At 64.1% G+C, this 17,303-nt stretch carries 18 protein-coding genes; 15 read left to right on the plus strand and 3 right to left on the minus strand.

The window, feature by feature from the left end; genetic code table 11:
• Positions 1-10 precede the first annotated feature (10 nt).
• From cyoE to PAF12_RS02090, 13 genes are all read left to right on the plus strand, one after another.
• Complete coding sequence (cyoE, locus tag PAF12_RS02030; RefSeq protein WP_271108353.1) at positions 11-925, plus strand: heme o synthase; 915 nt, start codon at positions 11-13, stop codon at positions 923-925.
• Positions 925-1,197, plus strand: coding sequence for a hypothetical protein (locus tag PAF12_RS02035; RefSeq protein WP_271108354.1), 273 nt, complete (start codon positions 925-927; stop codon positions 1,195-1,197). Before cyoE ends, PAF12_RS02035 begins: the two co-directional genes overlap by 1 nt.
• A complete protein-coding gene (locus PAF12_RS02040; RefSeq protein ID WP_271108355.1) occupies positions 1,194-1,811 on the plus strand; it encodes a cytochrome c oxidase assembly protein in 618 nt (205 codons plus the stop codon). The genes PAF12_RS02035 and PAF12_RS02040 overlap by 4 nt, the downstream gene beginning before the upstream one ends.
• 20 nt (positions 1,812-1,831) lie before the next feature.
• On the plus strand, positions 1,832-2,632 hold the full coding sequence (locus PAF12_RS02045; protein ID WP_271108356.1) for a cytochrome c oxidase subunit 3: 801 nt from the start codon (positions 1,832-1,834) through the stop codon (positions 2,630-2,632).
• A 131-nt stretch (positions 2,633-2,763) separates the two neighbouring features.
• Positions 2,764-3,438, plus strand: a complete 675-nt coding sequence (locus tag PAF12_RS02050; protein WP_271108357.1) for an SURF1 family protein — start codon at positions 2,764-2,766, stop codon at positions 3,436-3,438.
• Positions 3,439-3,447: 9 nt separating this feature from the next.
• On the plus strand, positions 3,448-4,830 hold the full coding sequence (gene thrC, locus PAF12_RS02055) for a threonine synthase (RefSeq protein ID WP_271108358.1): 1,383 nt from the start codon (positions 3,448-3,450) through the stop codon (positions 4,828-4,830).
• The gene (locus tag PAF12_RS02060; protein WP_271108359.1) at positions 4,827-6,089 is read left to right on the plus strand and encodes a pitrilysin family protein; all 1,263 of its coding nucleotides are present in this window, start codon (positions 4,827-4,829) and stop codon (positions 6,087-6,089) included. The genes thrC and PAF12_RS02060 overlap by 4 nt, the downstream gene beginning before the upstream one ends.
• On the plus strand, positions 6,089-6,673 hold the full coding sequence (locus tag PAF12_RS02065) for a GNAT family N-acetyltransferase (protein ID WP_271109630.1): 585 nt from the start codon (positions 6,089-6,091) through the stop codon (positions 6,671-6,673). The genes PAF12_RS02060 and PAF12_RS02065 overlap by 1 nt, the downstream gene beginning before the upstream one ends.
• A gap of 15 nt (positions 6,674-6,688) precedes the next feature.
• Positions 6,689-8,086 (plus strand): FAD-binding oxidoreductase, encoded by a 1,398-nt coding sequence (locus PAF12_RS02070; RefSeq protein WP_271108360.1) that lies wholly within the window; start codon positions 6,689-6,691, stop codon positions 8,084-8,086.
• Between the two features lie 41 nt (positions 8,087-8,127).
• Positions 8,128-9,069: an ABC transporter permease gene (locus PAF12_RS02075; protein WP_271108361.1), complete on the plus strand. Its 942-nt coding sequence runs from the start codon at positions 8,128-8,130 to the stop codon at positions 9,067-9,069.
• Positions 9,066-9,881 (plus strand): ABC transporter permease, encoded by an 816-nt coding sequence (locus PAF12_RS02080; protein ID WP_271108362.1) that lies wholly within the window; start codon positions 9,066-9,068, stop codon positions 9,879-9,881. Before PAF12_RS02075 ends, PAF12_RS02080 begins: the two co-directional genes overlap by 4 nt.
• The gene (locus PAF12_RS02085; RefSeq protein WP_271108363.1) at positions 9,878-11,461 is read left to right on the plus strand and encodes an ABC transporter ATP-binding protein; all 1,584 of its coding nucleotides are present in this window, start codon (positions 9,878-9,880) and stop codon (positions 11,459-11,461) included. The genes PAF12_RS02080 and PAF12_RS02085 overlap by 4 nt, the downstream gene beginning before the upstream one ends.
• 52 nt (positions 11,462-11,513) lie before the next feature.
• Complete coding sequence (locus tag PAF12_RS02090; RefSeq protein ID WP_271108364.1) at positions 11,514-13,043, plus strand: ATP-dependent RecD-like DNA helicase; 1,530 nt, start codon at positions 11,514-11,516, stop codon at positions 13,041-13,043.
• Here the strand turns inward: PAF12_RS02090 and PAF12_RS02095 are convergent, their stop codons facing one another.
• Together PAF12_RS02095 and PAF12_RS02100 are read right to left on the minus strand one after the other, a co-directional pair.
• The gene (locus PAF12_RS02095) at positions 13,044-13,841 is read right to left on the minus strand and encodes an EcsC family protein (protein ID WP_271108365.1); all 798 of its coding nucleotides are present in this window, start codon (positions 13,839-13,841) and stop codon (positions 13,044-13,046) included.
• A gap of 26 nt (positions 13,842-13,867) precedes the next feature.
• Complete coding sequence (locus PAF12_RS02100; RefSeq protein ID WP_271108366.1) at positions 13,868-14,353, minus strand: GNAT family N-acetyltransferase; 486 nt, start codon at positions 14,351-14,353, stop codon at positions 13,868-13,870.
• Positions 14,354-14,479: 126 nt separating this feature from the next.
• Here PAF12_RS02100 and PAF12_RS02105 point away from each other — a divergent pair, with 126 nt between their 5' ends.
• Both PAF12_RS02105 and PAF12_RS02110 read left to right on the plus strand, forming a co-directional pair.
• Positions 14,480-15,079, plus strand: a complete 600-nt coding sequence (locus tag PAF12_RS02105; protein WP_271108367.1) for a flavin reductase family protein — start codon at positions 14,480-14,482, stop codon at positions 15,077-15,079.
• Positions 15,076-15,612, plus strand: a complete 537-nt coding sequence (locus PAF12_RS02110) for an adenine phosphoribosyltransferase (RefSeq protein WP_271108368.1) — start codon at positions 15,076-15,078, stop codon at positions 15,610-15,612. Before PAF12_RS02105 ends, PAF12_RS02110 begins: the two co-directional genes overlap by 4 nt.
• A 48-nt stretch (positions 15,613-15,660) precedes the next feature.
• Here PAF12_RS02110 and PAF12_RS02115 read toward each other — a convergent pair whose 3' ends face one another.
• Positions 15,661-17,289, minus strand: coding sequence for an MFS transporter (locus PAF12_RS02115; RefSeq protein WP_271108369.1), 1,629 nt, complete (start codon positions 17,287-17,289; stop codon positions 15,661-15,663).
• Positions 17,290-17,303 lie beyond the last annotated feature (14 nt).

Here is a 17,303-nt window from a genome sequence, read left to right on the forward strand (position 1 = left end):
GTGAGCTGAGTTGACCGACGCAAGCACATATCAGCGACCGGGCGAGGCCGAGTTCGGCGACTACATCGCGCTGCTAAAGCCGCGCGTGATGTCGCTGGTGGTTTTTACCGCCTTTGTCGGACTTATCGTCGCCCCGGTGAACCTTCACCCGCTGGTGTCGTTCTGTGCGATCCTGTTCATTGCCATTGGCGGGGGCGCATCTGGCGCGCTGAATATGTGGTATGACGCCGATATCGACGCCGTGATGCGCCGCACCCGGTCCCGCCCGGTCCCGTCCGGGCGCGTGTCCGAGGGTGAGGCTCTGGGCCTCGGTCTGGCGCTGTCGGGGCTGTCTGTGATGATGCTGGGCCTTGCCGCGAACTGGTTTGCGGCTGGTTTCCTTGCCTTCACCATCTTCTTTTACGCCGTCATCTACACGATCTGGCTGAAACGCTCGACGCCGCAGAATATCGTCATTGGCGGTGCTGCCGGTGCGTTCCCGCCGATGATCGGCTGGGCGGCTGCGACCGGGGGCATCGCGATCGAATCGCTGCTGATGTTTGCGCTGATCTTCTTCTGGACGCCGCCGCATTTCTGGGCGCTGGCGCTGTTCATGAAGGAAGATTATCGCGAGGCTGGCGTGCCGATGCTGAATGTCACGCATGGCCGCGATGTCACCCGCCGGCATATTTTCGGCTACACGCTGGTGCTGGCGCCGTTCGCGATCTGGCTGGGTCTGACCTCCGTTGGCGGGCCGATCTATCTGGCGGTAGCGGTTGTGCTGAATGCGCTGTTCATCTGGCGCGGCTGGCAGGTCATGCGCCGCACGGATGAGCAATCCTATGCCGACGGTCACAAGGCCGAGAAAGCGTTCTTCAAGCTGTCGCTCTATTATCTGTTCGCACATTTCGCGGCGCTTCTCATTCAGCATTGGGTGTCGATGTGATGGCGCTGCGGACCGAACATGAGCTTCACGCGCGCCGCCGGTCGCGCAATGTCGGGTTGCTGATTGTGCTGCTGAGCTTTGCGGCGCTGGTCTTTGCCCTGTCGGTGGTGAAGGTGACCAGCGGCAATCAGGCCTCGCTGGAAGGGTTCGATCATCAGGTGCGCCCAGCATTGCTGCCACGCGAGGACGGCACGGAAATCGCACCGAGTGACGATCCCGTGGCCGCGCCGGGCACCCCGGCAGCCGAACAAGGGGCGAGGACCGCACCATGAGCATTCTGCCGAAAGACAAGAACCTGCGCGTCGTGACGATCCTTGTCGGGGTCGTGCTGACGATGGGTTCGCTCGCTTGGGCCGCGGTGCCGTTTTATAACTGGTTCTGCCGGGTCACGGGCTATGCGGGCACGACGCAGGTCGCGGATGCGGAAGGCGTCGAAGGGCAGGTGATCCTGGACGAAAAGATCACCATCCGCTTCGACGGGAATATCGACCCGGACCTGCCGTGGAGCTTCAAGCCCATGCAGCGCTCGATGATGGAGATCCGCATCGGTGAAACCGGCATGGCGTTTTACGAGGCGATCAACAATTCCGACCGACCGATCACCGGGCGCGCATCCTATAACGTGGCACCGGATATTGCCGGGTCGTTCTTCTACAAAATCGACTGTTTCTGCTTTACCGAGCAGACGCTCCAGCCCGGTGAGCGGGTGGAGATGCCGGTGGTGTTCGACGTTGATCCGGCCATCGTGACCGACCGCGATGCCTACAAGGTCCGCGACATCACGCTGAGCTACACTTTCCACGAATACAACTCGCCCGATTCCAAAGCGTCCAGCGACACGCAGGCTGCGCTGACGCCGGAATCCGATGAAACCAGAATAAACTGACGCAATAGCGGGGACAGCCAATGGCGCATGCGAAGAACCACGACTACCATATTCTGCCGCCCTCGATCTGGCCGCTGATCACCGCTGTGTCGGTGTTCGTCATGCTGAGCGGCGCGGTTCTGTGGATGAAGGATGGCGGCCCGTGGATGTTCCTGATCGGTCTGGTCGGCGTCCTCTACTGCATGTTCGGCTGGTGGGCCGATGTCGTCCGCGAAGGTGAAACCGGCGATCACACCCCGGTCGTGCAGATCGGTCTGCGCTACGGCGTGATCCTGTTCATCATGTCCGAGGTGATGTTCTTCGTCGCCTGGTTCTGGGCGTTCTTCAAGAATGCGCTTTACCCGATGGGACCGGAAAGCCCGATCCGCGATGGTGTCTGGCCGCCGGAAGGCATTCAGACCTTTGACCCGTGGCACCTGCCGCTGATCAACACGCTGATCCTGCTGCTGTCGGGCTGTGCTGTGACATGGGCGCACCATGCGCTCGTCCACGAAAACAACCGCAAGGACGCGATTACCGGCACGGCCATTGCTGTGGTTCTGGGTATCTGCTTCACCATCCTGCAGGCCTACGAATACAGCCACGCGGCGTTCGGCCTGTCTGACACTGTCTATGGCGGCGTGTTCTACATGGCGACCGGCTTCCACGGCTTCCACGTCATCATCGGGACCATCTTCCTGTTCGTCTGCCTGATCCGCCTGATGCGCGGCCAAATGAACGACAAGCAGCATGTCGGGTTCGAAGCGGCTGCATGGTACTGGCACTTCGTCGACGTGGTCTGGCTGTTCCTGTTCTTCGCGATCTATATCTGGGGTCGCTGAGCCGCGAACATTGCTGAGTTTGGGAGGGGCGGCGCGGGCGATCTGCGCCGTTTCTCCGTTTCTGCCCCCGCTGTTACCTGATGCCGGGGCTTGTGCCCGGGCGGGCGTCCGGAATATTGCGACAGGATCACATGCGCCGTTCCATCATTCCTCCCCTGATCTTTGGCATAGTCGGCACGGCGATTCTGCTCGGCCTCGGGTTCTGGCAACTTGGGCGGCTGGAGTGGAAAGAGACGATGCTGGCCGAAATTCAGGCCGGGATCGACGCCGAACCGCAGCCGCTGCCGGCTGAGGCCGATCCGTCGATGAAATACATGCCGGTGCTGATCCGGGGTGAGACAACGGGCGAGGAAATTCTGGTCCTGTCCGGCACGAAGGAGCGGGGCGGGGGGTATAACGTCATCTCCGGCTTCGTGACCGATGACGGGCGGCGCATCCTCGTGGATCGCGGTTTTGTCGATCAGGACCAACGGCACGATCCGCGCCCGCCTGCCGCGCTGACCATTCGCGGCAATCTGCACTGGCCGCAGGAGAAGGGCAGTGCGACGCCTGAACCCGATCTGGCCGCCGGGATCTGGTTTGCGCGCGATGTGCCGGCGATGGCGGAAATGCTCGACACGGAGCCGCTTCTGGTCGTCGCGGCAGCGGCAGAGGGCGATGTTCAGGGTGTCCAGCCAATCCCGATTTCCATCGATGGCGTCCCGAACAGCCATCTGTCTTATGCCGTGCAATGGTTCCTGTTCGCCGCGACCTGTGCAGGGATGACAGCGTGGTTCATCTGGCGTATCAGTCGCCGGACATATTAGGGGCGAAAGATGCGCTATATCTCGACCCGGGGCGGGGCCCCGATCCTTGATTTTGAACAGGCCATGCTGACCGGGCTGGCGCGTGACGGCGGGTTGTATCTGCCCGAGACGATCCCGCAGCTTGGTGACATCGCCTCGCTGGAAGGGCTGCCTTACGAGGAAGCGGCGCTGACGGTCATAAAACCGTTTCTGGGCGAGAGCTTTTCGGACGCGGAACTCAACCGCGCGATAAGCGCCGCTTATGAGAATTTCGGTCACGTCGCCCGCGCGCCGCTGCGCCAGCTTGCGCCGGGGCATCACCTTCTGGAGCTGTTCCACGGCCCGACGCTCGCCTTCAAGGATTTCGCAATGCAGCTGATCGGGCAGTTGTTCCAGATCGCGCTGGCGCGGTCGGGGCAGCGGATCACCATTGTCGGCGCAACCTCCGGCGATACGGGTTCGGCGGCGATCGAGGCATTCCGGGGGCTGGATAACGTGGATGTCTTTATCCTGTTCCCGCATGGCCGCGTGTCGGAGGTGCAGCGCCGGCAGATGACCACGCCGGATGATGCGAATGTCCACGCGCTGGCGCTCGATGGGCATTTCGACGATTGTCAGGCGCGACTGAAGGATCTGTTCAACGATCACGCTTTCCGGGACGAGGTCGGGCTGGCGGGCGTCAATTCGATCAACTGGGCGCGGGTTCTGGCACAGGTGGTCTATTATGTGACTTCCGCCGTCTCGCTCGGCGCGCCGGGTCGGGTCGTGGATTTCACCGTGCCGACCGGGAATTTCGGGGATATTCTGGCCGGGCTGGTTGCCAAGCGCATGGGTGTTTCCATCGGCCAGCTTGTGATCGCGACCAACCAGAACGACATCCTGCACCGCGCGCTGACCACCGGCGAATATCGGGTCGGGGAGGTCGCGCCGTCGATCTCGCCTTCTATGGATATTCAGGTCAGCAGCAATTTTGAGCGGGCCTTGTTCTGGGCTTACGGCGGCGATGCCGCGGCGATCCGGCAATTGATGGATGAATTGCGGCAGGGCGGGTTCACGATCAGCCAGGGCGCGTTGCAGGCGCTCCGCGAGGATTTCGTGTCAGGCCGCGCCTCCGAAGCGGAAACGACCGATATGATCCGCACCATCCGGGCGGAGACGGGGGAGATCCTGTGCCCTCATTCCGCCGTCGGCGTGAAGGTCGCGCGGGAGCATATGCGGGCTGGCGTGCCGATGGTGACGCTCGCGACGGCGCATCCGGCGAAATTCCCCGATGCGGTCGAGGCCGCGACCGGGCTGCGCCCCGATCTGCCGCCGCATATGCAGGGCCTGTTCGACAAGCCGGAGCGGCAGACGCGGGTTGAAAACGACGTGGACGCGCTTAAATCGCTGATCCTTGAACGGAGGACCGCTTGAGCGATACGAATATCACCACGCTGCCGAACGGGCTGCGCATCGTCACCCGCCGGATGCCGAGCCTGCACTCGGCCACGCTGGGAGTCTGGGTCAATGCCGGGGGCCGTGACGAACGGGCCGAGCAGAACGGCATCGCGCATTTTCTGGAGCATATGGCGTTCAAGGGCACCGCGACCCGGACCGCCCTTCAGATTGCCGAGGAGATCGAGGATGTTGGCGGCTATATCAACGCCTATACCTCCCGTGACACCACGGCCTACTACGCGCGTGTACTCGCGCCGGATACCTCGCTGGCGCTTGATGTGATTTCCGACATCCTGCTGAACCCGAGCTTTGACGAGCGCGAGATCGAGGTTGAACGCGGGGTGATCCTACAGGAAATCGGGCAGGCACTGGATACGCCCGATGACATCGTGTTCGACTGGTTGCAGGAAGCCGCCTATCCCGATCAGGCGATAGGGCGCACGATACTCGGCCCGGCAGAGCGGGTGTCGCAGTTCGGCCGCCCCGATCTGGCGCGTTTCGTGACGGAGCATTACGGGCCGGGTCAGATGATCCTCGCCGCGGCGGGCGCGGTCGATCACGACACAATCGTCCGGCAGGCGGAGGCGAGCCTTGGGAAATTGCCCGCGCGTGAGGCTCTGGGGCGTGACGGTGCCTCGTGGCAGGGTTCCGAAATCCGGCGGGTCAAGAATCTGGAGCAGGCGCATTTCACGCTGGCCTTTGAGGGGCCGGGTTATCTGTCGCCGCAATTCCATGCCGCGCAAATCTGGACGGTTGCTATGGGCGGCGGCATGTCCTCGCGGCTGTTTCAGAAAATCCGTGAGGAGCGCGGGTTGTGCTATACGATCTTCGCGCAATCCGGCTTTCACGACGATACCGGCATGATGACCGTTTATGCGGGGACGGCGGGCGAAGACCTGCCCGAACTTGCGCAGTTGACGGTCGATGAACTGAAACGCTCCGTCGACAGTCTCAGCGATGCGGAGATTGCGCGTGCTAAGGCACAGCTCAAGGCCGGGATGCTGATGGGACTCGAAAGCAGCTCCGGTCAGGCGGAACGGATCGCGCGGTCGCTGTCGATCTGGGGCCGTGTGCCGGAACCGGCGGAATCCGCTGCCCGCATCGACGCGGTCACCCGTCAGGACATAGCCGAATATGCCGCCGCATTGATCGCACGCCGCCCGGCAATGGCGCTTTACGGTCCGGTCGAGGGCGCGCCGACTCTGGACCGGCTGAGCGAAAGGCTCGCTGCATGATGTTTGCGCGGCGTCGTCCGATACGGGTAGAAACCGAACGGACGGTGCTGCGCCTGCCGCAGCATTCGGATTTCAACGCCTGGACCATGCTGCGCGCCGAAAGCCGCGAGTTTCTGACCCCGTGGGAGCCGACATGGTCGGAGGATCATCTGTCGCGGAAGGCCTTCACCAACCGGGTCTATTGGGCGCAGCGGGCCAGCCGGAATGGCACGGCGATCCCGTTTTTTGTCGAACGCAGCGTTGACGGTGTCCTGCTGGGGGCGATCACGCTGGACAATATCCGTCGAGGTCCCGCTCAGATGGCAACGATTGGTTACTGGATCGGTGCGCCACATGCGCGTCAGGGCTATATGGCGGAGGCGATCTCGGCTGTCGTCAATCATGCCTTCACGGGAATGGACCTGTCCCGGATCGAGGCGGCGTGCCTGTCCGACAATGTCGCCTCCCGTGCGGTTCTGGAGCGGTCGGGCTTCAAATATGAGGGCGTGGCGCAAAGCTATTTGCAGATAAACGGACGCTGGCGGACGCATGTTCTCTATGCCAATCTGCGCCACGACCGGCGGGGCCGTACCGACGCCGGATAGGATAGGGGAAGACAGATGCTGAACGCCGCGGGACCGGAACTTGCGAAGAAACTGCCCGAGGGTGTCTTGCGCGAGGTCGAGCCGCGTCATCTGGAGGAGCCGCGTGGCCGCTATCACGGTCAGGCCGGGCTGCTCGCGGCACCACGCAATGTTCAGGAAGTGGCCGCCGTTATCCGTGCCTGCGCAGAGGCGCGGGTTGCGGTCGTGCCGCTTGGTGGCGGAACCGGGCTTGTCGGCGGGCAGATCATGCAGGACGGGCCTGCGCCGCTGCTGATGTCGATGGAGCGGATGAACCGCGTCAGGGATGTCTGGCCGCAGGAAAACGTGCTGATCGCAGAGGCGGGCGTGACGCTGCAGGCCGCCCGTGATGCCGCAGAAGGGGCGGGGCGGCTGTTCCCGCTGTCGCTTGCCTCGCAGGGGACGGCACAGATCGGCGGCGTTCTGGCGACGAATGCGGGCGGGGTGAATGCGCTGCGCTATGGCACGGCGCGGGCGCTGTGTCTCGGGGTGGAGGCCGTGCTGCCGGATGGGTCCATTATGGACGATCTGAAGCGGCTGCGGAAAGACAACACCGGCTACGACATCCGCGATCTGCTGATCGGGGCAGAGGGCTCGCTGGGTGTGATCACAGCCGCCAGCCTGCGTCTTGTGCCGCCACCCGCTGCCAATGGCGTGGCGTTGATGGTGGTGCCGGACCCGGCGGCGGCGCTGTCGCTGCTGGCGCTCGCCGGTCAGCAGCTTGGCGATTGCGTGACGGCGTTTGAGCTGATTTCCGGGCAGGGGCTGCGGTTCCAGAAAGAAACCATGCCGGATCTGCGCCAGCCCTTTGGGGTGCCGCCGGACTGGATGGTGCTGATCGATATCGGGCTGCCGGGCGGTATCGCCCCGGATACCGCGCTTGAGACGTTGTTCACCGAGGCGGCGGAGCGGGAACTGGTCACGGACGGGTTGATCGCGCAATCCGGTCAGCAGGCGGCGGATTTCTGGCGGCTTCGCGAGGAAATACCCGAGGCGAACCGGCTGATCGGGGCGATTTCGAGCCATGATATTTCCCTGCCACTGACCGAGGTGCCGTGCTTTATCGAGGACGGCAAAACCATGCTGGCGCAGATGGGCGACATACGGGTGAATTGTTTCGGGCATCTGGGCGACGGCAACCTGCATTACAACTGCTTCCCGGCTGAGGGCAGGAACCGTGCCGAATATGACGATCTGCGCCCGCGCCTGCAGGAGGCGGTGCATCAGATGGTGGTCGACCGGGGCGGTTCTTTTTCAGCCGAACATGGCGTCGGGCGGCTCAAGACCGGCGATCTGGAACGCTGGGCCGATCCGGTGCGGCTGTCGGCGATGCGGGCGGTCAAATCGGCGCTCGATCCGAAGGGGATCATGAATCCCGGTGCGGTTCTGGCCTGATGGCTCTTGTCCGTCGTCCGGTCGCGACCTAGCCTGCGCTCATGCTGCGATACGTCTCTCGCCGTCTGATCTCGCTCTTGCTGAGCCTGCTCGTCGCCTCGGTGGTGATTTTTCTGCTGGTGGAGATGGTGCCGGGCGATCCGGCGACATTCATGCTGGGAACCGGGGCGCAGCCCGACACGCTGGCGGCACTGCGCGCGCAACTCGGCCTCGATCAGCCATTGCCGGTCCGTTATGCGGGTTGGCTGGGTGCGGTGCTGACCGGCGATCTGGGGCAGAGCTTTACCTATAAGACGCCGGTGACCGGCATGATCCTCGACCGGATGCAGGTGTCGCTGCCGCTGGCACTGATGGCGCTGGCGCTTTCCGTTGCGATTGCGTTTCCGGTCGGGTTGATCGCCGCCTCGCGTCGTGGTGGCCCGGCGGATGCTGTCATCATGGGCGGCACTCAGGTCGGTATCGCGGTGCCGAATTTCTGGTTCGCCATGCTGTTGGTCCTGCTTTTCGCGGTTCGGCTGCGATGGCTGCCGGCGGGCGGGTTCGGTGGCTGGGATGCGCCGCTTGCCGCGTTCCGCTCGCTGCTGCTGCCCGCCGTGGCGCTCGCCCTGCCTCAGGCGGCGATTCTGGCGCGGGTGCTGCGCTCGGCGCTGATCGAGACGATGGATCAGGATTACATCCGTACCGCCCGCGCCAAAGGGCTGAGCCGGGGCAAGACGCTGCGCCGCCATGCGCTGCGCAATGCGCTGATCCCGGTGCTGACGATCATGGGGATGCAGTTCTCTTTCCTGCTGGCCGGGGCGATCATCATCGAAAACGTGTTCTACCTGCCGGGGCTGGGGCGAATGATTTTCCAGGCGATCAATCAGCGTGATCTGATCGTGGTCCAGTCTGCCGTTCTGGTTCTGGTCGCCGCCGTCATTGCCGTCACGTTTATCGTCGATCTGGCCTATGCTGCCGTCGACCCGAGGCTGCGCGCGAAATGAGATGGACGCTGATCATCGGGGCGATACTGGCCGGTCTGGCGGTTCTGGCAGCATTACTGTCCTTTGTCTGGACGCCTTATGACGTGACCCAGATGGCAGTGGCGAACAAGCTGCAACCGCCATCTGCCGTGCATTGGTTCGGGACCGACCATTTCGGGCGCGATATTCTGTCGATGGTGATGGTGGGTGCGCGTACCTCTATTGCCGTTGCCATTGTCGCGGTCGGGATCGGCATGGGGTTTGGCGTCCCGCTCGGCCTGCTGGCGGCGGCGAACCGGGGCAGTTGGCTGGACGAAGTCATCATGCGTGGCAACGATCTGATCTTCGCCTTCCCCTCTCTGGTGATTGCAATCCTGATTACCGCCGCCTTCGGACCGGGGGCGGTCAATGCGATCATCGCCATCGGTATCTTCAACATCCCGGTCTTTGCCCGCGTGACCCGTGGCGGGGCGATGCCGATCTGGACGCTCGATTATATCCGCGCAGCCCGTGTCGCCGGGAAGGGCAGGGCGCGGATCAGCGTGGAGCATGTTCTGCCCAATATTACCAATCTGCTGATCGTGCAGGGAACCATACAGTTCAGTCTTGGCATTCTGGCGGAGGCCGGGCTGTCCTATGTCGGCCTCGGCGCGCAGCCGCCGACGCCAAGCTGGGGCCGGATGCTGGCGGAGGCGCAGACCTTCGTGACGCTCGCCCCCCATGTCGCGGTCATTCCGGGGCTGTGCATTGTCGCGACCGTGCTGGGGCTGAACCTGCTGGGCGACGGGCTGCGCGATGCGCTCGACCCGCGGCTGAAGGTGATGCAGGCATGATCGAGACACGCAATCTCTCTGTCGCCATTGCGCGCCGCGAGGTGCTGCGCGATGTGGATCTGCGGCTGGAGCCGGGACGGATCACCGGGCTGGTCGGCGAATCCGGCTCCGGCAAGTCGATGACGGCGCTTGCGATCATGGGGCTGCTGCCGCGCGGTGCGAAAACCGGCGGCGAGGTGCTGCTGGATGGCGACGATCTGCTGACGAAATCCGAGGCGGAGATGTGCCGCCTCCGGGGAAACCGGATCGGCATGATCTTTCAGGAGCCGATGACCGCGCTGAACCCGCTGATGACCATTGGCGATCAGGTGGCGGAGGTGCTGCGCATTCACCATGCTACGCCGCGCGAGGAGGCGCTGGCGCGGGCGCGCGACCGTCTCGACCGCGTGGGGCTGCCGGAGCCGCGCTTTCCGCTGTCGCTTTATCCGCATGAGCTTTCGGGCGGGCAGCGGCAGCGTGTGGCGATTGCGCTGGCGATTGCCGAGGCGCCGGATCTGCTGATCGCGGATGAGCCGACAACGGCACTGGATGTGACGACACAGGCGCAGATTCTCGATCTGCTGCGCGATCTGGTGCGAACCGAGGGGATGTCGCTGCTGCTCATCACCCATGATCTGGCCGTGGTGGCGGGCATTGCGGATCATGTCGCGGTGATGAAGTCCGGCGAAGTGGTGGAGGACGGCGAGACGGAGGCGCTTTTCCGCACGCAGGCGCATCCTTATACGCGCGATCTGTTTGCTGCCTCCCGCCACGCGCCGGAACGGATGGCGGTTCGTGCGGACGATACGCCCATCCTCTCGGTGTGCGGAGCGGTCCGCGAATATACGCTGCCGCGCCCCTCGGCCTTTGCGCCGCATCCGGTTTTGCGGGCCGTGGATGAGGTGAGTTTCGACATTCAGGACGGGGAATCCGTCGGTCTGGTCGGGGAATCCGGCTGCGGGAAATCGACACTGACCCGTGCGATACTGGGGCTTGATCCCCTGCAAGGCGGCGAAATCCGGCTGGATGGGGAGGCCGTGCAGGCCGGGCATCACATGCCGCCCGCGCTGCGCGCCAAGGTGCAGGTCGTGTTTCAGGACCCGTTCGGCAGTTTCGATCCGCGCTGGCGTGTCGACCGGCTGCTGGCGGAGCCGTTCCATCTGACCGGGCGACCGAAGGACTGGCGCGCGCGCGTGTCGCAGGCGCTGTCGGAAGTTGACATCGACCCGGATGCCTCGCGCCGCTATATTCACGAATTTTCCGGCGGGCAGCGCCAGCGGCTCGCCATAGCGCGCGCGCTTATCATCCGGCCCCGGCTGATCGTTCTGGACGAGGCGGTCAGCGCGCTTGACGTGCGTGTGCGGGCGCAGGTGCTGGATCTGCTCGCCGATCTCAGGCGCAGTCACGGCATGGCCTATCTGTTCATCAGCCACGATCTCGGCGTGGTCCGGGGGGTGACGGATCGGGTGCTGGTGATGGACAAGGGCAAGATCGTAGAGGAAGGCCCGACGGCGCAGGTCATGGACAGTCCCGGCCACGCGACGACGCAGCGCCTGATGGACGCGATGCCGGTGATCCCGGAGGCGTGGGGTGTCGGCTGATATGGCGCGGTGCCGGCTTTCATTTGCGCCCCCGTCGGGTTAGGTCCGGCCCATGAGTTTGCCGACATTATCCCCCGATCAGGCTGAAGCCTGGGATGCGCTGTCCGAGGTGCTGGAGAGCGCCGGGGTCGATCTGACCGCCGAAGAAATCCTGCCGCCGCAGCCCGGCAAGGCGCGGGTGATGGCGGTGATCGGCAAGGCGGGTTCGGGCAAGACGATGATCCTCGCTGCGCTGACCAAGGCGCTGCGCGAGGCTGGGGTCGATCTGATCTCCGGCGATTATGAGGGCAAACGGCGCAAGGATCGCAGGACCGTGGCGGTGCTCGCGCCCACCAACAAGGCGGCTTTCGTGTTGCGGATGCGGGGCGTGCCTGCGACGACGATTCACCGCATTCTGTACACGCCGGTTTATGATCCCGAATATGAAAAGATTGCCGACTGGCTGACCGGGACCGGCGACAGGCCGGTGATCGAGGGGCTGACGGATGTGGCGCTCGACCGGGCGAAGGCGTTTTATGACCAGAATGCCTCGATCCCCGGTGCGTTGGCGGCGGCCGGGCTGCGAGGATCGGATTTCATTCAGGGCTGGAAGCGGCGCGAGGACGGGCTGGATATCGGGCTGATCGACGAATCCTCGATGCTGGATGAACGACAATTCGACGATCTGCGCGAGATTTTCCCGGTGCTGGTGCTGTTTGGCGATCCGGCGCAGCTTGCCCCGGTCGGCCAGTCGGGGGAGATGGTGTTCGACGGACTCGCCGCAAAGCAGAAGCTGGTGCTGAACCGCATTCACCGGCAGGCAGGCGACAGCCCGATCCTCGACCTCGCCCATGCGCTTGGCGACGAAAATCTGGATTTCGCCGGATTCGAAAGGATGGTGCGTGAGGCCGCCGCCAGTGATCCGCGCGTCGTCTGGGCGGAGCGGGTGGAATCCGATCTGATGGCGCGAAGCCCGGTTCTCGTCTGGCGCAATGCGACGCGCATCCGGCTGATTACGGCGTTCCGTGCGGCGCATGGCGCGCCGGGCGACGCGCTGCTGCCGGGGGAGCCGCTGATCTGTGACGGGCTGGAACTGCCGCTGAAGCATCGCAAGAAGCGCATCGATCTTGAGGCGCGAGGGCTGATCAAGGGTGCGCAGGTGGTCTATTTGGGGCCGGGCAAGAAGCCCGGCTTTTCGCGCCTGCATGTGATCGGCGCGGAGGAGCCGCGCTTGTCGGCGGCCTCCATCGTGAAGATCGAAACCCCGGATGAGGACGAACCCTTCATCCCCTTTGCCGCCCGGATGGGGGCGAGCTTTCTGCATGGCGCTGCGGTCACGATCCACAAGGCACAGGGCAGCCAGTGGCCGGATGTGCAAGTCTTTGGCCCCGACATTTCTGCCGCGGCTTGGTCGAACCGGACGGAGGCGGGCATTCCGCTGTGGAAGCGCCTCACCTATGTTGCCATCACCCGCGCGCAGGAGCGGCTTCTCTGGGTGACACGGGCGCGGTTGGCGCGGCCATCCGGGACGCTGAGCGTCGATGATCTGACAGTGCCGGTTGCGCCGCTGGAATTGCTGGCGGCAGAGAACGAAGCGGGCTGATCAGGCGCGTCGGGCCGGGGGCAGTTTGTTCTGAAGCGTCTGAATGCGGGTTTCCAGCCGCTCGATCAGGGCTTCGCGCGGTATCCCCGTTTCGTTTGACAAGCGCATCAGGCCGAAATGGACCCGCGCCATGTCCTGATAATAGCGTGCGAAGGTGTAATTGATCGACGCCCCTGCCGCAGCCCCGAGGATCGGGACGGCTTGCGCACCGATCTTGGTCAGCAATCTGGTGGCGATCTGCGGGGCGAGGCTGGTGATCAGCGTCTGGAGCGTGCGGCCATTGACCGTGAGCCGCGCCGCCAGCAGCCCGGTATCGGTGCCGTCATCTTCCGCCAGCGGCCCGCCGGAGGCGAAGACGCGCAGCGCTTCGGCCTGTATCTCGTCGCTTGTCGTGTCCAGACCGTGTTCCTCCGCGATCTCAAGGATCGCGCGCAGCAGGATCGTCACCGTTACCGGTAATTCTATTACCGCACCGGTCAGCCCTGCCGCGCCACCGATGGCTCCGGCGGCGGTCGTGCCCAGACGGTTGAACCAGTCGCCCCGGTCGCGGACGACGCCGCGCGAGGCCGAGGCGACGCGGAAGGTCCGCCGCAATGCCGCCTCGACGCCGCTGTCGACGCGGCGGCGCATGAAGTCGGGCAGGCGTTTCAGCAGCTCCTCGCCGCCGCCGCCGATCCGGTCGATCAGTTCCATCGCCAGCCCGCGCGCCTCGATATAGCGGCGGGCGAGCTTGTCGATCTCGGCCAGAATGCTGGGATCGTTGATCGGGGGCAGAACGATCTGCGGGTTTTCCCTCATGCGGCTATCCTTTGCGCAGCGGCAGGCTAGGGGTCGATGATGCGCGAAACCGGACCCGAGACATCAACCCATGCGCCCGGCTGAAGTTCCAGCCCCAGCACTCGGTCCGGGTTGGTCGGGGGCGGCATTTCGACGTGATCGAGCCGCGCGAAGCCGAAGCGGGAGTAATAGGGCGCGTCGCCCACCAGCATGACGCGCGGCCAACCCGCATTGCGCGCCCGGCCGAGGCTTTCCTGCATCAACCACGCGCCCAAGCCTTCGCCCTGCGCCGTCGGATGAACCGCAATTGGGCCGAGCAGCAGCGCGTCATGCGCCCCGATGCGAACCGGCCAGTAGCGGATTGCGGCGCGGATGATGCCGTCGGCGCGCAGGATCAGGCACAGCTCGCGCTCCGGATCCACCCCGTCCCTGAGCCGGTAGGAGGACAACGCCGTCCGGCCCGGTGCGAAGCACAGATCCATCAGCGCCTCGACCTCGTGCCAGTCTTCGGGGCGTTCCCGAGTGATCTCCACAACGGTCCCCCTTCAACTCATGTACGACCTTAGCCCGGATGGGTATGACGCCGCGCGCGGCTTTGCAAGAATCCGGTAGACCCCGCCTTGCAGGGCGGGCAGGATGCGACCGAGCAAGGAGGCCATATGTTCTACCGTCCCGAAGCCGGCCACGGCCTGCCGCATAACCCGTTCAACGCCATAGTTGCACCCCGGCCAATCGGCTGGATTTCGACGCGCGGGTCGGATGGTGACAATCTCGCGCCGTATAGTTTCTTCAATGCCGTGGCCTATACCCCGCCACAGGTCATGTTCGCTTCCACATCGCAAAAGCCCGACCGGAACGGCACCAAGGACAGCGTTGCCCATATCGCGGAAAGCGGGGTGTTCTGCGTCAATATCGCCTCCGCCGCGCTCAAGGATCAGATGAACGCGTCCAGCGCGCCGCTGCCTGCCGGGGTCAATGAGTTCGATCATGTTGGGATCGCTGCGGCGGAATGTGCGACAATTGACTGCCCCCGCGTTGCGGAAGCGCCTGCAAATCTGGAATGCCGTCTGACGAAGATCACCCGGCTGGCGGGAGAGGCTAACTGGATGGTGCTGGGTGTGGTCACCGGCATCCATCTGCGCGACGATTGCGTCCGTGAGGGTAGGTTCGATCTGTCCCGCGACGGCTGGCTGACCCGCATGGGGTATCGCGATTATGCCGCCATACATGAGCTATTTGAATTGGAACGCCCGAAATGACTGGAAAAACCGTCAAGGATTATATCCGCAGCATTCATGATTTCCCGAAGGAGGGGATCATTTTTCGCGACGTGACGACGCTATTCGCGGATGCGCGCGGCTTCCGCATGGCCGTCGATCAGATCCTCCACGCTTATGCGGGCGAAAAGATTGACAAGGTCGTCGGGCTGGAGGCGCGTGGCTTCATCCTCGGCGGTGCGGTCGCGCATCAGCTTTCGACCGGGTTTGTGCCGATCCGCAAGAAGGGGAAGCTGCCCGGCACGGTCATCTCCGAAGCCTATGAGCTGGAATATGGCGAGGCGGTGATGGAGATCCATGACGACGCGCTGAGCGAGGGCGAGCGGGTGCTGATCGTTGACGATCTGCTCGCCACGGGCGGCACGGCGGAGGCGGGGATCAATCTGTGTTACCGGCTGGGTGCCGAAGTCATTGGCTGCGCTTTCGTGATCGACCTGCCGGAACTTGGCGGGCGTAAGCGGCTGGAAGATTTGTCCATGCCGGTTCACGCGCTTTGTGCGTTTGAAGGGGCTTAGACGGCACCAGTACGCTTTCCGGCACGACGCCGAAAAGACGAAGCCGAATTATGGCACGTCGATCTTGCCGCGCAGCGGGACATCGGCATGGGATGCGGCGTCGTGGCGTTCGATCAGGCGGTGCACCGGCGGCGCGCCCTCGTCGCGGTGAAGTTCGCGCAAGGCGCTGCCGACCTCGGCATCCGCGACAGTGCGCCTTGTGTTGTGGCGGATATAATCGTCCCAGGTCGCGATATGGTAGCTTTCGGACCAGTAATCGGGCTTCTCCAGATCGCGCAGCAGCACCCATGATCGCGCCCCGTCACGCCTGCGGATGTCGCGGCGCTTGACCATGAGGCGCAGGAATTCCTCCGTATCCTCCGGCGCGATGTGGTAGTCGACCATAATCATGACCGGCCCGGACCGGCCGCGCAGGTCGAGGCCGAGGACCGGCTCACGGAAGCGATTGACGGGTGACAGGTCGGACTGGCTGAATTCCGGCATCGGCAGTGCAAGTCCGATTGCAGCCGCCGCCAGCAGGCCGATGGATGCGGCGACCAGCGCATATTGGTGGCCGGAGGCTTCGGCAACCGCGCCCCAGATCCACGCCCCTGCCGCCATGCCACCGAACGTCGCCGTCTGATACAGCGCCAGTGCACGGGCCACGACCCAGCGTGGCGTCGAAAGCTGCACGGTGACGTTGAACAGCGACAGCGCGATCACCCAGGCCACGCCTGCGGGGAACATGGCAAGCCCGTGTATCCAGACATTGCTGGTCAGGCCAAGCACGGCCAGCGAACCGGCGAACAGGATCATGCCAGCCCGGACAACCCACTCATTGCTCAGCCGGTCGCGGATCCTCGTATTGACCAATGCGCCGATAATGGCCCCGCAGCCGAAGCAGCCCAGCAGGATGCCGAACAGCAGCGATCCGCCCTCCGGATGGGATTTGGCCACCAATGGCAGCAGTGCGAGCAAGGCGGTTGCCGACAGGCCGAATGCGCCGGAGCGGGTGAGAACGCGGACCAGATTGGGCGACAGCGCGACATAGCGCAGCCCCGCACCGACGGCGGACACGAATGGCTCCCGCGCGACCTTGCGCTCCGGATAATCCGGTCTCCAGCGCGACATGGTCAGCAGAAGCGGGATATAGGTGAATGCGTTGACCAGAAATCCTGCGGCGGCCCCCCAGGTTGCGACGATCAGGCCACCGGCTGCCGGGCCGACCGAGCGGGTGAGGTTGAAGCCGACGGAGTTCAGCGTGACCGCCTGCGGCAGGTCCTCGCGCGGAACAAGATCACCGACAGAGGCCTGCCACGGCGGATTGTAAAGCGCCTGCCCAAGCCCGATCAGGAAGGTAAAGCACAGCAGCAGCCACGGGGTGATGCCGCCCGACCATGTCACCAGCGCGAGAAGCGCCGACATGACCGACATGAAGATGATCGCGGCCATCATGATCTGGCGGCGGTCGAAAATATCCGCCAGCGCCCCGGATACCAGCGCGAATAGCATGATGGGAAGCGTGTTCGAGGCCTGCACCAGCGCGATCAGCGTCGCATTTGTCGTAAGCTGGGTCATCAGCCAAGCTGCGCTGACCGCCTGAACCAGCCCGCCGAAATTAGAGACGACAGTCGCGCTCCACAAAGTGCGGAAAGTGTTGTGGCGAAGCGGGGCGAAGGTCGAGGACTGGCTGGGCATCGGGTGAGAGATTG

It is taken from the genome of Paracoccus sp. SCSIO 75233 (assembly GCF_027912675.1).
In the GTDB taxonomy this organism is placed as follows: domain Bacteria; phylum Pseudomonadota; class Alphaproteobacteria; order Rhodobacterales; family Rhodobacteraceae; genus Paracoccus.

Excerpts from the sequence above, each read along its gene's own strand:
- PAF12_RS02035 (WP_271108354.1), top strand. The coding sequence starts at position 925 with ATGGCGCTGCGGACCGAACATGAGCTTCACGCGCGCCGCCGGTCGCGC.
- PAF12_RS02040 (WP_271108355.1), top strand. The coding sequence starts at position 1,194 with ATGAGCATTCTGCCGAAAGACAAGAACCTGCGCGTCGTGACGATCCTT.
- PAF12_RS02045 (WP_271108356.1), top strand. The coding sequence starts at position 1,832 with ATGGCGCATGCGAAGAACCACGACTACCATATTCTGCCGCCCTCGATC.
- PAF12_RS02050 (WP_271108357.1), top strand. The coding sequence starts at position 2,764 with ATGCGCCGTTCCATCATTCCTCCCCTGATCTTTGGCATAGTCGGCACG.
- thrC (WP_271108358.1), top strand. The coding sequence starts at position 3,448 with ATGCGCTATATCTCGACCCGGGGCGGGGCCCCGATCCTTGATTTTGAA.
- PAF12_RS02065 (WP_271109630.1), top strand. The coding sequence starts at position 6,089 with ATGTTTGCGCGGCGTCGTCCGATACGGGTAGAAACCGAACGGACGGTG.
- PAF12_RS02070 (WP_271108360.1), top strand. The coding sequence starts at position 6,689 with ATGCTGAACGCCGCGGGACCGGAACTTGCGAAGAAACTGCCCGAGGGT.
- PAF12_RS02075 (WP_271108361.1), top strand. The coding sequence starts at position 8,128 with ATGCTGCGATACGTCTCTCGCCGTCTGATCTCGCTCTTGCTGAGCCTG.
- PAF12_RS02080 (WP_271108362.1), top strand. The coding sequence starts at position 9,066 with ATGAGATGGACGCTGATCATCGGGGCGATACTGGCCGGTCTGGCGGTT.
- PAF12_RS02085 (WP_271108363.1), top strand. The coding sequence starts at position 9,878 with ATGATCGAGACACGCAATCTCTCTGTCGCCATTGCGCGCCGCGAGGTG.
- PAF12_RS02090 (WP_271108364.1), top strand. The coding sequence starts at position 11,514 with ATGAGTTTGCCGACATTATCCCCCGATCAGGCTGAAGCCTGGGATGCG.
- PAF12_RS02095 (WP_271108365.1), bottom strand. The coding sequence starts at position 13,841 with ATGAGGGAAAACCCGCAGATCGTTCTGCCCCCGATCAACGATCCCAGC.
- PAF12_RS02105 (WP_271108367.1), top strand. The coding sequence starts at position 14,480 with ATGTTCTACCGTCCCGAAGCCGGCCACGGCCTGCCGCATAACCCGTTC.
- PAF12_RS02110 (WP_271108368.1), top strand. The coding sequence starts at position 15,076 with ATGACTGGAAAAACCGTCAAGGATTATATCCGCAGCATTCATGATTTC.
- PAF12_RS02115 (WP_271108369.1), bottom strand. The coding sequence starts at position 17,289 with ATGCCCAGCCAGTCCTCGACCTTCGCCCCGCTTCGCCACAACACTTTC.